The 15,280-nt window shown below is 72.3% G+C and carries 15 protein-coding genes; 14 read left to right on the top strand and 1 reads right to left on the bottom strand.

From position 1 onward, the window contains the following. Positions 1–7: 7 nt before the first annotated feature. From ACU436_RS04425 to ACU436_RS04360, 14 genes are all read left to right on the top strand, one after another. Complete coding sequence (locus ACU436_RS04425) at positions 8–817, top strand: SDR family NAD(P)-dependent oxidoreductase (RefSeq protein WP_459021867.1); 810 nt, start codon at positions 8–10, stop codon at positions 815–817. Next, complete coding sequence (locus tag ACU436_RS04420; protein ID WP_459021865.1) at positions 814–1,572, top strand: N-acyl homoserine lactonase family protein; 759 nt, start codon at positions 814–816, stop codon at positions 1,570–1,572. Before ACU436_RS04425 ends, ACU436_RS04420 begins: the two co-directional genes overlap by 4 nt. Next, positions 1,572–2,735 carry a CaiB/BaiF CoA transferase family protein gene (locus tag ACU436_RS04415; protein ID WP_459021863.1) on the top strand — a complete coding sequence of 388 codons (1,164 nt, stop codon included), beginning with the start codon at positions 1,572–1,574 and terminating at the stop codon, positions 2,733–2,735. The genes ACU436_RS04420 and ACU436_RS04415 overlap by 1 nt, the downstream gene beginning before the upstream one ends. Then, positions 2,732–3,877 (top strand): beta/alpha barrel domain-containing protein, encoded by a 1,146-nt coding sequence (locus ACU436_RS04410; protein WP_459021861.1) that lies wholly within the window; start codon positions 2,732–2,734, stop codon positions 3,875–3,877. Before ACU436_RS04415 ends, ACU436_RS04410 begins: the two co-directional genes overlap by 4 nt. Then, entirely contained in the window at positions 3,874–5,979 is a 2,106-nt protein-coding gene (locus tag ACU436_RS04405) for an acetate--CoA ligase family protein (protein WP_459021859.1), read from the top strand. The genes ACU436_RS04410 and ACU436_RS04405 overlap by 4 nt, the downstream gene beginning before the upstream one ends. Next, positions 5,976–7,355 carry an MmgE/PrpD family protein gene (locus ACU436_RS04400; protein ID WP_459021857.1) on the top strand — a complete coding sequence of 460 codons (1,380 nt, stop codon included), beginning with the start codon at positions 5,976–5,978 and terminating at the stop codon, positions 7,353–7,355. The genes ACU436_RS04405 and ACU436_RS04400 overlap by 4 nt, the downstream gene beginning before the upstream one ends. A gap of 173 nt (positions 7,356–7,528) precedes the next feature. Next, positions 7,529–8,062: a hypothetical protein gene (locus tag ACU436_RS04395; protein ID WP_459021855.1), complete on the top strand. Its 534-nt coding sequence runs from the start codon at positions 7,529–7,531 to the stop codon at positions 8,060–8,062. Positions 8,063–8,196: 134 nt separating this feature from the next. Then, positions 8,197–9,231 (top strand): Bug family tripartite tricarboxylate transporter substrate binding protein, encoded by a 1,035-nt coding sequence (locus ACU436_RS04390; protein ID WP_459021853.1) that lies wholly within the window; start codon positions 8,197–8,199, stop codon positions 9,229–9,231. A 7-nt stretch (positions 9,232–9,238) separates the two neighbouring features. Then, positions 9,239–9,724 (top strand): tripartite tricarboxylate transporter TctB family protein, encoded by a 486-nt coding sequence (locus ACU436_RS04385; protein ID WP_459021851.1) that lies wholly within the window; start codon positions 9,239–9,241, stop codon positions 9,722–9,724. Beyond that, the gene (locus tag ACU436_RS04380) at positions 9,721–11,247 is read left to right on the top strand and encodes a tripartite tricarboxylate transporter permease (RefSeq protein ID WP_459021849.1); all 1,527 of its coding nucleotides are present in this window, start codon (positions 9,721–9,723) and stop codon (positions 11,245–11,247) included. Before ACU436_RS04385 ends, ACU436_RS04380 begins: the two co-directional genes overlap by 4 nt. Continuing rightward, positions 11,244–12,134 carry a branched-chain amino acid ABC transporter permease gene (locus tag ACU436_RS04375; RefSeq protein WP_459021847.1) on the top strand — a complete coding sequence of 297 codons (891 nt, stop codon included), beginning with the start codon at positions 11,244–11,246 and terminating at the stop codon, positions 12,132–12,134. The genes ACU436_RS04380 and ACU436_RS04375 overlap by 4 nt, the downstream gene beginning before the upstream one ends. Further along, positions 12,131–13,186 (top strand): branched-chain amino acid ABC transporter permease, encoded by a 1,056-nt coding sequence (locus tag ACU436_RS04370; protein ID WP_459021845.1) that lies wholly within the window; start codon positions 12,131–12,133, stop codon positions 13,184–13,186. Before ACU436_RS04375 ends, ACU436_RS04370 begins: the two co-directional genes overlap by 4 nt. After that, positions 13,183–13,929 (top strand): ABC transporter ATP-binding protein, encoded by a 747-nt coding sequence (locus ACU436_RS04365; RefSeq protein WP_459021843.1) that lies wholly within the window; start codon positions 13,183–13,185, stop codon positions 13,927–13,929. Before ACU436_RS04370 ends, ACU436_RS04365 begins: the two co-directional genes overlap by 4 nt. Then, the gene (locus ACU436_RS04360; protein WP_459021841.1) at positions 13,926–14,669 is read left to right on the top strand and encodes an ABC transporter ATP-binding protein; all 744 of its coding nucleotides are present in this window, start codon (positions 13,926–13,928) and stop codon (positions 14,667–14,669) included. Before ACU436_RS04365 ends, ACU436_RS04360 begins: the two co-directional genes overlap by 4 nt. Here ACU436_RS04360 and ACU436_RS04355 read toward each other — a convergent pair. After that, positions 14,654–15,229: a carboxymuconolactone decarboxylase family protein gene (locus ACU436_RS04355; protein ID WP_459021839.1), complete on the bottom strand. Its 576-nt coding sequence runs from the start codon at positions 15,227–15,229 to the stop codon at positions 14,654–14,656. The genes ACU436_RS04360 and ACU436_RS04355 overlap by 16 nt on opposite strands. Positions 15,230–15,280: the final 51 nt, after the last annotated feature.

Here is a 15,280-nt window from a genome sequence, read left to right as displayed (position 1 = left end):
GAAGAAGATGGATCTCGGTTTGCAGGACAAGGTCGTCGTCATCACCGGCGGCAGCAGCGGGATCGGGTACGAGACCGCGCGGCTGTTCGCCGCCGAGGGTGCCCGGGTCGTCATCGCGGCGCGGCGGGAGGAGCAGCTCGCGAAGGCGGCCGCGAGCATCGAGGCGTCGACCTCCGCGGTGGTCGACACCGTGCCGGCCGACGTGACGCGGCTGGACGACCTCGACCGCCTCGTGGCGTTCGTGCGCGAGCGCCACCAGCGGATCGACGTGCTCGTGAACAACGCGGGCACCGGCACCTACAAGCCGTTCCTCGAGGTGACCGACGAGGAGCTGCGGCACGGGATGGAGATCAACTTCTTCGCGCAGTTCCGGCTGACGCAACGGTTCGCGCCGTTGATGATCGAGCAGGGCTCCGGCGTCGTGGTCAACGTGTCGGGGGCGACGGCCATCCGGGTCACCGCACCGCCGTTCCTGTCGTCGTGCACCGGGCCGGCGAAGGCGGCGGAGAACCGGCTCAGCAAGATCCTGGCCAGCGAGCTGGGCGGGTACGGGATCCGGGTCGTCGCGATCGTCCCGGGGCTGGTCGACACGGAGGAGCGGTTCGCAAAGTGGGGCCGCGAGTTCGGCGGCGGCCACCTCGCCGACGAGGGCGCCACGGCCAACCGCCAGGAGTGGGGCAAGGGGATCGCGCGCCCCGGCCACGAGTGGGGCACCCCGGGCGAGATCGCCGACCTGGTCGTGTTCGCCGCGTCGGGGCGGTCCACGTACGTCAACGGGGCGGTGCTGGTGGCCGACGGAGGGGACGACAAGTCGTGACCGGCAAGCTGCGGATCCAGGCGCTGCCGGCCGGGGTCATCCGGAACTTCCCGGTGGCTGCGGTGCAGTACCAGCGCCACTGGGGCGAGTTCCACGACGTCCCGCAGATCATGTTCGTGATCACCGGGGGCGAGCACCCGATCATCGTCGACAGCGGCACGCCGCCGCCCGAGTACGTGCGCGAGCACCACGGGTACGACTTCCAGCGCAGCGCCGACGAGGACCCGCTCACGACGCTGCGCAGCGTGGGCGTCGACCCGGAGGACGTCCGGCTGGTCGTCAACACGCACCTGCACTGGGACCACTGCGGCAACAACCACCTGTTCCCGAACGCGCACTACATCGTGCAGAAGGACGAGCTGCTCTACGCGGTCGACCCGGCCGCCCCGACGCGCCCCGCGTTCGAGAACACCGACCGGATCTGCCCGCCGTGGGCGGCGGTGATGAACCGCTTCCGCACGGTGCGCGGGGACGCGGAGATCGCCCCCGGCGTCGAGGTGGTCGCGCTGCCCGGCCACACGCCCGGCTCGCAGGGCGTGCTGGTCGAGAGCGGATCGGACCGGTTCCTCATCGCGGGCGACACGATCGACATGCAGGTGAACTGGGAGGGCGACGATCGCCTCCCACACATCCCGTCCGGGTCGTTCACGAACCTGCTGGACTACATGGACAGCTTCGCGAAGATGGACCGCCTCGGCGCGCAGGTCATCCCGAGCCATGATCCGCAGGTCCTGACGACAGCGGAGTACGGCTGATGGCCGGCTCGCTGGACGGGATCCGGGTGGTCGACTCGACGATGAGCGTCGCCGGCCCGTTCGCCACGCTCATCCTCGCCGACCTCGGCGCGGACGTGATCAAGATCGAACGCCCCGGTGTCGGCGACGACACCCGCGGCTGGGGACCGCCGTTCTGGGAGGGCGAGGGCTGCATCTTCTCCGCGCTCAACCGCAACAAGCGCAGCGTCGCCCTGGACCTCAAGGATCCGGCGGACGCGGAGCGGATGCGGGACCTGCTCGCCACCGCGGACGTGTTCGTGCAGAACCTGCGCCCGGGCGCCATGGCGAAGCTGGGGTTCGGCTACGCGGACGTGGCCGAGATCAACCCGCGGCTCGTCTACTGCGACATGACCGGCTACGGCTCCGGCGGGCCGCTCTCCGCGGCCCCCGCCTACGACCCGCTCATGCAGGCGTTCGGCGGGTTGATGAGCCTGACGGGGGAGGAGGGGCGGCCCCCGTCGCGCATCCCGGTGTCGGTGCTGGACCAGGGCACCGGCATGTGGACCGCCATCGCCGTGCTCGACGCCCTCCGCACCCGGGAGCGCACGGGCACGGGCACCCACATCGAGACGTCGCTGCTGAACACCGCGCTGATGTGGCTGCCCTTCCAGATCATGGGCTACTTCGCGGCCGGTGCCGTGCCGCAACGGCTGGGCTCGGGCACCATCGGGATCTACCCGTACGCGGCGTTCCCCACCGCGGACGGGTACGCGATCGTGGCCGCGGGGAACGAGGGTCTGTGGGTGCGCCTGTGCGGGGCGATCGAGCGCACCGACCTGGTGGACGACCCCCGGTACGCCCACAACGCCGACCGCGTGGCCCACCGCGACGAGCTGTACGCCGAGCTCGCGGCGACGCTCTCGGCGAAGGACACCGAGCACTGGGTGCGGCTGCTGGACTCGGTGGGCGTCCCGTGCACGCCGATCCAGACGCTCGACGAGGTGGTCGCCCACGAGCAGGTGGAGGCGATCGGGGCCCTGCCGCACGTCCCGCACCCGCGGATCGAGGACTACCGCACGGTGGCGCTGCCGATCCGCGACGGCGGCGCCTACCCCGAGTTCCGGATGGCCCCACCGCTCCTTGGCGAGCACACCGACGAGGTGCTCGCGGAGCTCGCCGCGAAGAGGGAGGAGGAGCGATGACCGCAGGGACCCGGATGGCGGGCGCCATCCACGGCCCCGACGGCTACCCCGACGTGGTGGTGGTCGAGGAGGGCATGCGCGAGGGCCTGCAGATCGAGGACGCCGGGGTGCCGGTGGACGACAAGGTCCGGCTGCTGGACTCGCTCTCGCGGACGGGCCTGAAGCGGATCGTCGTCGGGAGCTTCGTGAGCCCGAAGTGGACGCCGCAGATGGCGCACATCGACGAGATCGTCGAGCGGTTCACGCCCGCACCCGGCGTCACGTACACGGCGCTCGCGCTCAACGCTCGCGGTGTGGAGCGGCGCGACGCGTACGTGCCGGGGAAGCTGTCGCCGGACGACGAGCGCCCGTTCACCCGGGTGCACCTGTGCGACGTGTTCGCCCGGCGCAACACGAACCGGTCCCAGGAGCAGGAGATCGCGTCCTGGGAGGAGACCGTCGGCAAGGCGGCGGCCGCCGGGGTGGCCGAGGCGGAGATGGGCGTCAACGCCGCGTGGGGTTCCAACTGGCTCGGCCTGTTCCGCCACGAGCAGCGGATGGAGCTGCTCGAGCGCCAGTACGAGCTGTGGACGGGCAACGGCGTGGCGGTCACGAAGGTGTTCCTCGGCGACCCGATGGGCTGGCACCTGCCCGACCAGGTCGAGGAGGACCTGCGCGCCATCACCGAGCGCTGGCCGAGCGTCACGACGTTCCACCTGCACCTGCACAACACCCGCGGGATGGCGCCGATCAGCGCGTACGAGGCCCTCAAGACGCTGGACGACCGGCACACCGTCGTGCTCGACGCCAGCATCGGCGGCATGGCCGGCTGCCCGTACTGCGGCAACGGCCGCGCGGCGGCGCTCACGCCCACCGAGGACCTGATCTACCTGCTGGCCGAGCTCGGCTTCGACACCGGCGTCGACCTCGACAAGCTGATCGAGTCCGTCGCGCTGGCCGAGGAGATCCTCGGGCACCGGCTGTACGGGCACGTCTCGAAGGCCGGGGGCCGGCCCCGTGGCGACCGGCTCTACCCGATGGACATGCCGTTCGTCGAGACGCTCGACCAGGCGCAGCACTTCCGGCTGGGTCCCGACAGCTACGCCGGCGCGCTGTCGCCGTGGAAGGAACCGATCACCTCGCCGTTCCGGAGCGAGGGTTGACCCGGCCGCGCAGCACGCGCGACGCGGTCGCCACCCTGCTCGACCCGGGTTCGATCGCGCTGGTCGGGGCCAGCGCCGACCAGCGCAAGTTCTCCGGCCAGCCGCTGCGCAACCTGCTCGACGCGGGCTACCCGGGCAAGGTCTACCCGGTCAACCCGCGCGGCGGCGAGATCCTCGGCGTCCCGGTGCTGCGCTCGATCGCCGAGCTCCCGCCGGGGGTGGACGTCGGCCTGGTGCTGGTGCCCGCCGCGGCGGCGGTGCGTGCGGTGGCGGAGCTCGCCGAGGCGGGCGTGGCGGTGGCGATCGTCGCGGTGAGCGGGTTCGCCGAGATGGGCACCGAGGACGGCGCCGCGCTGCAGGCCGAGCTGGCCGACCTCGCCCGCCGCACCGGGATCCGCATCCTCGGCCCGAACTGCAACGGCATCTACCGGACGGCCGTGCCCCTGCCGCTGGGCTACAACCACACCCACTCGCAGCGCCTGCCCGCCGGCCACGTCGGCCTGGTGTCGCACAGCGGCGCGATGCTCGGCGGCTTCGTACCCGCGCTCGCCCGGCTCGGCCACGGCCTGTCCACGTTCGTCTCCTGCGGCAACGAGGCGGACCTCGGGCTCGTCGACATCGCGGGGCACCTGCTCGACGACCCGGACACCGAGGTCATCGCCCTCATCCTCGACGGCGTGTCCGACGGGCCGTCCTTCCGGGCGCTCGCCCGGGAGGCGGCGGCGCGCGGGAAGCCGCTCGTCGCGCTGAAGCTCGGCAACTCCGCGCGGGGCACCGAGGCCACGCGGGCGCACTCGTCGCGGCTGGCCGGGGCGGCGGGCGCCTTCGAGGCGGTGTTCGCCGCCGACGGTGTGGTCTCCGTGCCGACGCTGGAGACGCTCGCACTGGCCGCCGCGGTGCTGGCCGACGGCCGCAGGCCGGTGCACCGCGGGGTGGTGGGGGCCAGCACGTCCGGCGCGGGCGCGATCCTGCTCGCCGACCTGCTGTCCGGCACGGGCCTGGAACCCCCGGCCCTGTCGCAGGGCACCGCCGAGGCGATGGGCCGCACCGCCGGGTTCGCGCGGGTGCTCAACCCGTTCGACATCGGGGCGGCCGGTCCGGACACCATCGAGCAGAACCTGCGCGCGCTGGCGAGCGACCCGGCCGCCGGCACGCTGCTGTTCTACCTCACCCCGGTGCCGACGCCGCAGTGGCGCGTCCGCCTCGCGGAGGGCATCGCGGCGGTGGCCGCCGCCGAGCCGCGGCTGCCGATCATCCTGATCGGCCCGGCCCCGCTGCACGACGACGAGGCGGCGATCTACCGCGACGCGCGGGTGCCGGTCACGACGTCCGCGCTCGACGCCGTCGCCGTCGTGCAGGCGCTGACGCGGTCGTACCCGCCGGTCGCCGCGCCCTCCGCGCCGGCCGGGACCGCGGGCGGCGCTGACTCGGGCGGTGCCCTCTCGGAGCACGACAGCCGGCTGCGTCTCGCGGCGGCGGGCATCCCGTTCCCGGCGCAGGAGCTCGTCACCACGCCGGACGCCGCGGAACGCGCGGCGGCCCGGATCGGGTATCCCGTGGTGCTCAAGGCCACCGGCTCGGGCATCGCGCACAAGAGCGAGCAGCACCTCGTCGCGGTCGGCGTGCCCGATGCCGCCGCCGTGCGGGAGCGCTTCGCCGACCTCGACGGCCGGGCCCGCGCCCTCGACCCGGACGGGTACCAGGGCGTCCTCGTGTCCGAGCTGGTGGCCGAGGGCGTCGACGTCGTCGCCGGGGTCACGGTCGACCCCGACCTCGGGCCGTTCGTGCTGGTCGGTGCCGGCGGTGTGCTGACCGAGCTGATCGCCGACGTCGCGATGGCACCCGCACCGGTCGACGAGGGGTCCGCGCGGCGGCTCCTGGACCGGACCCGGGTCAGCAGGCTGCTGGACGGCTACCGCGGCGGCCCGCGCCACGACCGCGAGGCGCTCGTGCGGCTGCTGGTCGACCTCTCCGAGGCCGCCCTCGGCATCGACGACCTGGAGGCCGTCGACCTCAACCCGGTGCGGGTGCTCCCGGCCGGGGTGGTGGCGCTCGACGCACTGATCACGACGACCCAACCGGAAGACGGAGGCACGCGATGAACGAGGACCTGCCCGCGGTGACCCGCGCGGTCGCCGAGCACGCGGTCGAGACCGACGTCTCGGCCGCGCCCGACGACGTGCTCCAGCTCGCGCGGCGCACGCTCATCGACACGGTGGGCATCTCCATCGCGGCGCGGAACGAGGACGCCGTCCGGATCGTCACGCAGGCCGCTGTGGAACCCGGCGCGGCGACATCCACGTTGCTGACCACCGGTGCCCGCGCGTCCGCGGCGGCGGCGGCGCTCGTCAACGGGACGGCCGCGCACGCGCTGGACTACGACGACGTCACCGACCAGATCTACGGACACCCGAGCGTCGTGCTGTGGCCCGCGATCCTGGCCGCCGGCGAGCAGGCCCGGGCCGGCGGCCGGGACATGCTGGAGGCCTACGTCGTCGGGTTCGACGTGGTGACCGCGCTCGCCGACGGGTTCGCATCGCTGCGCGAGCACTACGCGAAGGGCTGGCACTCCACGGCGACGCTCGGCGTGGTCGCCGCCGCGGCCGCGGTCTCGCGCCTCCTGGGCAGCGACGTGGAGCGCACGCGCTGCGCGATCGCCCTCGCAGCGACGATGGCGGGCGGCAGCAGGCAGAACTTCGGCACGATGACCAAGCCGCTGCACGCCGGGCTCGCCGCCCGCGACGCGGTGGTGTCCGCGACCCTCGCCGCGAACGGCTTCACGGCCGATCCCGACCAGCTGGAGGCGCCGCTCGGGTACTTCGCGATGTTCGCCGACCGCTCGCGTCTGTCCGCCGTGCCGGAAGCGCTGCGGGAACCGTGGGCGCTGCGGCGGCACGGCATCAACGTGAAGAAGTTCCCCGCCTGCTACAACACCCAGCGCCTCGCCGACGCGACGCTCCGGCTCGCCGAACGCGAGTCGATCGACGCGGACGAGGTGCGGCGGATCACCGTGACGATGGAGCCGGGCGGCGGGGACCCGCTGATCCACCACCGGCCGGGCTCGGGCCTGCAGGGCAAGTTCAGCGCAGAGTACGTCGCGGCGGCGGCCGTGCTGGACCGGACGCTGGGCCTGCGGACGTTCACCGACGAGGCGGTGACCCGCCCGGACGCGCGGGCGCTGGTGGAGCGCGCCACCCTCACCGAGTCGCCGACGCCGCCGGTCGGTGCCGCCGGGTGGGAGTTCGCCTACGCCGTCGTCGAGGTCGAGACCGCGGGCCGGGGCACGTTCGTGGAGCGGGCCGACGTCCCGCGCGGCGACCGGCGCGCGCCGCTGTCCGAGGAGGAGCTGGAGGCGAAGTTCCGCGACGCGGTCGACTTCTCCGGCTCCGGGTGGGACGCGTCGGCGCTGCTCGCCCAGCTGTGGGACATCGACGCGAGCAAACCGTTCACCGGGATCGCGGCCCTAGGAGCGCCCTGAACAACTCGGGCCTACTGCGCGACGCCCAGGCGGCGCCCTCGCCGCGTTGGACGATCGGGCCGATACAACAGCGGTATCGGCCCGATCGTCCGCCTTGCGATGACACCACCTGGACGCCGCTCGCTACGGCCGGAGTTGTTCAGGACCCTCCTAGGCTGACCGGGGCGCGGCGGGTGCTGCGCGCGGTTCTCGTCGTGCTCACCGGGGCGCTGGTGGCGTGTGGCACCGGCGACGCGGGCGGGCAGGAGACCGGCCGGCGCGCCGCCGCGGCGGTCGTGTCGGCGCTGACGGGCGCGGGCGTCGCCGTGGGCTCGCCGGTGTGGTGTGCGCGGGGCTCGCCCGGCGCACCGGGCGACCCGTCGGTCGTGGTGCTGGCCTTCCACGACGAGAGCCTTCCCGGGCCGCAGGACCCCCGCCGGATCGCGGACGGCGCCGTGGTCGAGGTCTTCGCGACCCCGGAACGGGCGGCCGCCCGGCGGCAGCAGATCGCGGACCAGGTCCGCGTGGCGGGGGAGTTCGGCTACGACGAGGGCGGGCAGCCGCTCGCCCTGGAGCACACCGTCGTGGCCGGTCCGGTCGTCCTGCGCGTCGCCTCCGACGTGAGCGGGGAGCGGTTCGCGGCGTACCGGGCCGCGGCGCAGGAGGCGACGGGCGGAGCCGACCGCGCTGCGCCCCCGGGCTGGGGTACGGCGGAGTGCCTGACCTGATGGCGGGGACCCGGTCGCGTCCTTGACTCGCGTGTTCGCGCGTCGCTAGGGTCCGGTTCACGAAATTTCAGAAGACTTCATAATATGAAATTTCGAACCGCCCCAGATCCCTACACGACGTCGTGGAGGTGCTCGTGGTCAGGAGCAGGGTGCGTGGGGCGGTATCCGCCTTCGCCGCAGTACTGGTGCTGGTGCTTCCGGCCTGCGGCCACTCCAGCGGCCCCGCGGGCGACGGGGCGGGGGAGAGCACCGCCGGCAGCGGAGAAGCCGCCGCCGACTACCCCTCGCAGGATCTCGACTACGTGGTGCCCTACAGCCCCGGCGGCTCCACCGACCCGGTGGGACGCGAGTTCTCCCGGCTGCTGGCCGGCGAGCTGGGGACCCGCGCCACCGTGACCAACCGCCCGGGCGGCGACGAGACGATCGGCGTCTCCTCGGTCGTCGAGGCCGCTCCGGACGGCTACACGCTGGGCCTGACGTCCGCGACCGGCATCATCGTCCAGCCGCTCGTCAACGACCAGCTCTCGTACCGGGAGCCGAGCGACTTCGCGAGCGTCGTCAAGATGGTCGAGGCGCCGAACGCGCTCCTGGTGGCGGCCGGCTCGCCCTTCCGGTCGCTCGACGACTTCATCCAGGCGGCGCGGACGAGCCCGGGCCAGCTGCGCGTCGGCACCACCGGCCGCCTGACCAACAACACCTTCGCGCTGCTGGCCCTCGAGAAGCAGGCCGGCATCGACCTGAACATCGTCCCGTTCAGCGGCGGCGCCGGGGAGGCCGTGCGCGCCGTCCTCGGCGGTCAGGCCGAGGCCGCGATGCCGACCGCGTCGGCGCAGCTCGGGCTCGTCGAGAGCGGCGAGCTGCGCGGGCTCGCCCACACCGGGCGCCCGGCGTACGACGAGTTCCTGCCCGGAGCCGTGGCCTTCAGCGATGCGGGGTTCGACATCCCGTTCAGCTCCGACTACCTCACCATCGCGCCGAACGGCCTTCCGCCGGACGTCGCCGAGAAGCTGACGGCGAGCGCGGCCACCGTGGCGCGGAGCGAGGAATGGGCGCGGTGGTGCAAGGAGAACGGCTACCTCCCCGACCCGCTGTCGGGGCCGGAGCTCGACGCGTGGATCCAGAAGTCGGTCGACGCCAGCCGCGAGGCGATCCAGCTCTCGGAGGGCTGATCCACTCATGACCGGGCTTCCCCAGGCGGTTCTCGCCGACCCCCAGCGCCGAGGCCGCCTCGTTCTCGGGGTGGTCGGCCTCGTCGTGGCCATCGGCTACACCGTCGAGTCGTTCCTGATCCCGGTGGGCGAGCTCGCGGAACCCGGGCCCGGGTTGTTCCCGCGGGGGGTCGGCATCGCGTTCGCCGCGATCTCCGTCGCCCTGATGGTCGAGAGCGCGTTCGGCGCGAACACGGGCGGGCCGGTCGAGGTCCCGCGCGGGGAACAGCTGCGCCTCGTCGTGCTGTTCGCGGGCTGCACCGTCGGGTTCGCGCTCCTGCTGCCGATCCTCGGGCAGTACGTCGCGGCCACGCTGTACCTGATCGTGATGCTGCGCGTGCTGAGCGAGCTCGCGTGGTGGCGGGTGCTGGCCTACGGGGCCGCGCTCGGCGTCGGCGTCTCGGCCTTCTTCATCGAGGTGCTCATGATCCGCCTGCCGGAGGGCATCTGGTGAACGCCCTCGACGGACTGCTCTACGGCCTCGGCCTGGCGCTCACCCCCGGGCTGCTGCTCGCCGCGCTCGTCGGCGCGCTGGCGGGCACGCTGATCGGGGTCCTGCCGGGCCTCGGGCCGGTGGCCGGGGCGGCGCTGATCCTGCCCATCACGTTCGGCTACGAGCCCGCGGTCGGGCTCATCATGATCGCCGGCATCTACCTCGGCGCCCAGTACGGCGGGTCCACCACCTCGGTGCTGCTGAACATCCCCGGCGACACGTCCGCGATCGTCGCCACGTTCGACGGGCACGAGATGACCAAGAAGGGGCGGGCCGGTGCCGCCCTCTCCATCATGGCCGTCGGCTCCTTCGTGGCCGGAACGGTCGGCCTGGTCCTGCTGGTGTCCATGGCCCCGCTGCTCTCGGACATCGCGCTCAACTTCGGTCCGGCCGAGTTCTTCGCTCTCACCGCGGGCGGCCTGATCGCGCTCGCGCGCATCGCGGGCGGGAGCCTCGCGTCCGGCCTCTTCCCGATGATCATCGGCGTGGTGCTCGGGACGGTCGGGCGCGAGGCCGCCACCAGCTACAACCGGTTCACGTTCGGGCTGCTCGACCTGTCGCTCGGCCTGTCCCTCGTCGCCGTCGCGGTCGGCCTGTACGGGCTGTCGGAGCTCCTGTTCATGCTCGAGGACCGGGTTCCGCACCGCAGGCCGATGCACGTCGCGCTCCGGGAGCTCCTCCCGACGCGCGAGGAGTGGCGGCGGGCCTGCGCCCCGTGGGGGCGCGGCTCGCTCATCGGCTTCGTCTTCGGGTTGCTGCCGGTGCCCTCGGCCACGCTGTCGACGTTCACCTCGTACCGGGTCGAGAAGGCGGTGTCCAAGTACCGCCGGGAGATCGGCAAGGGCGCGGTGGAAGGCATCGCGGGCCCGGAGGCGTCCAACAACTCCGCGGCGATCGGGAGCCTCGTCCCGGTGCTCGTGCTCGGGCTGCCGTTCTCGGCCACCCTCGCGCTGATGGTCTCGGCGATGGTCGTGCAGGGCATCCAGCCCGGCCCGCTGCTCATCACGCAGCACCCGGACATCTTCTGGTCGGTGGTCGCCGCGATGTACGTCGCGAACGTGATGCTGCTCGTCCTGAACCTGCCCATGGTCGGGATGTGGGTGCGCGTGCTGCGGACGCCGCGCCACGTGCTCGTCCCGCTCATCGTCGTGATCGCGATGATCGGCGCGTTCAGCTACCAGAACAACATGATCGACATCTACGTGGTCCTGGCCGCCGGGGTGCTGGGGTACGTGCTGCGCAAGCTCGGGTTCAGCCTCGCGTCGTTGCTCGTGGGGCTGGTGCTCGGCCCGCTGATCGAGAAGTACCTGGTGCAGGGCCTCTACCTCGGGGCGGGTGACCCCTGGTACTTCGTCTCCACCCCGCTCGCCGGCGCCATGTGGGCCGTCGTCGTGCTCGTCGTGGTGGCGGGTGCCGTGTCGTCGAAGGTGCGCCGGTCGTCGATCCCGGACGACCAGCCCGTCCGGGAGGGTGAACGACGGTGACGAGTTTCCTGCAGACGCTGGCCAGCGGAGTGCTCGTCGGCGGGCTGTACGGCCTGTTCAGCAGCGGCCTCACGCTGATCTTCGGGATCACGCGCGTGATCAACTTCGCGCACGGCGACTTCGTCACCCTGGGGATGTTCGGCGCGGTGATGCTGTTCACCTCGCTCGGGCTGAGCCCGTTGCTCGGCATCGTGCCGGTCGCGGTCGTGTCGTTCGCCCTCGGTGCGGTCGTCTACCGGCTGCTCGTCCGGCGAACGCTCTCGATCCGAGGCATCAGCGCCGTCGACGCCCAGCACGGGCAGCTCGTGCTGACCCTCGCGGTCTCGATCCTCATCTCGAACCTGCTGCTGATGGCGTTCGGTCCGTCGCCGCGGGCCGTGCAGGGCGTCCTCCCCGCCGTCTACGACGTGTTCGGGGTGTTCATCGCCCAGGCGCGGCTGGTGTCCTTCGTGATCGCGCTGGCGGTGTTCCTGGTGCTCTACCACTTCCTGCAGCGCACCCTCTACGGCAAGGCGATCCGCGCCACGGTCGACGACCGGGACATGGCGGCCATGGTCGGGATCGACCCGAACAAGGTCTACGCCGTGAGCTTCAGCGTGGGGATCATGCTCACCGGGGTGGCCGGCTGCGTGCTCGCCACGTACTACCCCGTGACGCCCACGACCGGCGCCAACTTCCTCATCATCGCGTTCGTCACGGTGGTGATGGGCGGGCTCGGCAACGTCGTCGGCGCGTTCGTCGCCGGCCTGCTCGTGGGCGTGATCCAGCAGCTCACCGCGATCTACGTGGCGGTCGACCTGCAGGACGTGGGCCTGTTCCTCGCGTTCGTGCTCGTGCTGGTGCTGCGCCCGCAGGGCATCCTCGCCGGGCGGGGGGCCCACGCGTGAACGCGATCCGATCGGCCCTGGGAGCTGCACTGCGCTCCACCGGCGTGCTCGGACCGGTGGTGCTGGTCCTCGCCGCGAGCCTGCCGTTCTGGTTCATCCAGACCCAGTTCGTCCTGAGCGTCGTGACGCTCACCCTGATCTTCATGGCGACGTCGCTGGGCTGGAACGTGATCAGCGGGTTCGGCGGGCAGATCTCCTTCGGCCACAGCATCTTCTTCGGCCTCGGCGCGTACAGCTCGGCGATCCTCCAGACGCACTACGGGATCAACGCCTACCTGGCGCTCGGGTGCGGGGTCGTGCTGGCCGTCGTCGTCGCGGTGCTGCTCGGCGTGGTGACCCTGCGGCTGCGAGGCATCTACCTGGCGCTCTCCACGTTCGCGCTGACGCTGGTCTTCGCGATCCTCACCGGCCACTTCGAGGGCTTCACCGGCGGCGAGGTGGGGCTCACGCTGCCCCTGCTCGGCAACGACCCGGCGCGGTTCGCGTTCGAGGACAAGCTCGCCTTCTACTACGTGGCGCTGCTGCTCGCGGCGGTGGCGTTCGTCGTGACGTGGCTGGTGCTGCGCTCGCGCCTCGGCCTGCAGCTGCGCGCCGTGCAGGCCGACCAGGACGCGGCGCGGGCCTGCGGCGTGCTCGTGTTCCGGGTGAAGCTGACCGGGCTCGCGATCAGCGCCGTTCCCTGCGCGCTCGCGGGTTCGGTCTACATCCAGTACCTGGGCTTCATCGACCCGGACAGCGCGTTCGGAGCCGCCGTCGCCACCCAGATCGCGGTGATCGCGTTCGTCGGCGGTGCCGGGAAGCTGTGGGGACCGGTGATCGGCGCCGTGCTGCTCGTGCCGTTGCAGCAGCTGCTGAACTCCGGGCTCTCGGCCTACCCGGCCGGGTTCAACCTGGTGGTGTACGCGCTGGTCGTGCTCGTGATCCTCTGGATCGAGCCGCGCGGCATCATGTCGATGCGGTGGTTGCGCCGCAGGCCCGGGGCCCGCGCGGCACCGGAACCGGCCGCCGCGCCCGACCCGCCACCCCAGCCGGTCGGAGGGGGAAAACGATGAGCGCCCCACTGCTGCGCGTCGACAACATGACCGTGCGCTTCGGCGGCCTCGTCGCGGTGAACGACGTGAGCTTCACGGTGGACGAGGGCGAGCTGCTCGGCATCATCGGACCCAACGGCGCCGGGAAGACCACGAGCTTCAACGCGGTGGCGGGCGCCGTCCGCCCGACGTCGGGCACGATCCGGATCGGCGACCAGCTGATCAGCGGCCGGCCGCCGGAACGGGTGGCGCGCATGGGCGTCGCGCGCACGTTCCAGTCCGTGCGGCTGTTCCGGGCCATGACCGTCGCCGAGAACGTGACGCTCGCGGCGAGCACCGTCTGCCCGACGATGGCGGCGGCCGCCCGCCGGGCGGCGGAGGTGGCCGAGCTGCTGGGGATGGAGGCGCTGCAGGCCACCCAGGTCGACGCGCTGCCGCTGGCGGACCAGAAGCGGGTCGAGATCGCCCGCGCGCTCGCGCTGGCGCCCCGGCTGCTGCTGCTCGACGAGATGATGAGCGGGCTCACCGAGCAGGAGACCCGCGCCATCATCGGCGTGATCAGGAAGCTCAACGACGGCGGCCTCACGATCATCGTCATCGAACACGTGCTGAGGGTCATCATGGAGCTCTCCCACCGGATCCTCGTGCTCGACCACGGGGTGCTCATCGCGCAGGGCCCGCCGCGGGAGGTCATGACCGACCCCCACGTCGTCGAGGCCTACATCGGACGGCAGGCCGCCAAGACCTTCCGGGAACAGCAGTGAGGGCGCGGGCGGCCCGTCCCGCCGAGCCCGCGGCCCTGCGGGTGGATGGGCTCTGTGCCGCGTACGGGAGCATCCGGGCCCTCGTCGACGTGTCGTTCGAGCTGCGCCCCGGCGAGTTCGCGGGAGTGCTCGGGGCCAACGGCGCGGGCAAGTCGACCCTGCTGAAGGCGATCTCGGGCCTCGTCCGGCCGAGTGCGGGCACGATCACCATGGGTGAGGTCGACCTGGTCCGCCTCGCCCCGCACGAGGTTCCCGTCGCGGGGATCGCCCACGTCCCGGAGCGGCGGCGCGTGTTCCCGTCCCTGACGGTGGCCGACAACCTCGCGCTCGGCGCCTACGTCACCCCGCCGGACGTCTCGCGCGCCGAGCTGCTGGACGAGGTCTACTCGCTGTTCCCGAAGCTGCGCGAGCGGGCGGAACAGCTCGCCGGGTCGCTGAGCGGTGGCGAGCAGCAGATGCTCGCGGTCGGCCGCGCCCTGATGCTGCGGCCGCGGCTCCTGATGCTCGACGAGCCGTCCCTCGGGCTCGCACCGGTGATCGTCGAGGAGATGTTCGAGCGCCTGGCGCAGATCCACCGGGAGCTCGACGTGTCGATCCTGCTCATCGAGCAGAACGCGACGCAGGCCCTCGAGGTGATCGAGCGCGCGATCGTGCTCACCACCGGGGAGGTCACGTTCCGCGGCACCCGCGCGGAGCTGATGGACAGCGACTACCTCGAGCGTGCCTACCTCGGACTCTGAGCCGGGTGGCGGCCGTCGGGCAGCGGGAACGCCTCCAGGTAGGCCGCGTAGTCCGGTTCGACGTCGATCTGCAGCGTCCCGAGGATGCGGACCACCGCGTTGTAGAAGGAGATGACCATGACGAGGTCGACGAGACGCGCCTTCCCGATGCGTTCGTGCAGGAACGCCCAGGTCTCGTCGGTCATGCGCATGTCCGTGGTGATCTGGCGTGCCGCGGCCAGCACGGCCGACTCCAGCTCGCCGAGCCCGTGCTCCTGACCGGCGGTGGCCGCGATCAGTGCGGTGACGTCGTCGTCGGACACCCCGAAGTCGTGCCCGATCTTGATGTGGTGGCTCCACTCGTACGGGCTCGCGGTGAGGTATCCGACCTGCAGGATCGCGAGCTCGCGCAGGCGCGGGTCGAGCTCGCACTCGTGGCGGATCCACTTCCCGAACTCCGAGTGGTGGCGCAGGGCGTCGGGGGAGTTGGCCAGCGCGCGGAAGAGGTTGATCGGGCGGCTGAGCAGGGTCCGGTCGTTCTCGGCGAGGTCGGACTCGGACAGGTAGGGCACGAGGGCCATTGGCACTCCGTCTCCTTGACGTTCCGTGGGGTCCTGCCTACCGTTGTTCAG

Source organism: Pseudonocardia wallangbongensis (assembly GCF_054486945.1).
The sequence above is the reverse complement of the archived record's forward strand: the minus strand, read 5'-3'. Positions and strand labels throughout refer to the sequence as shown.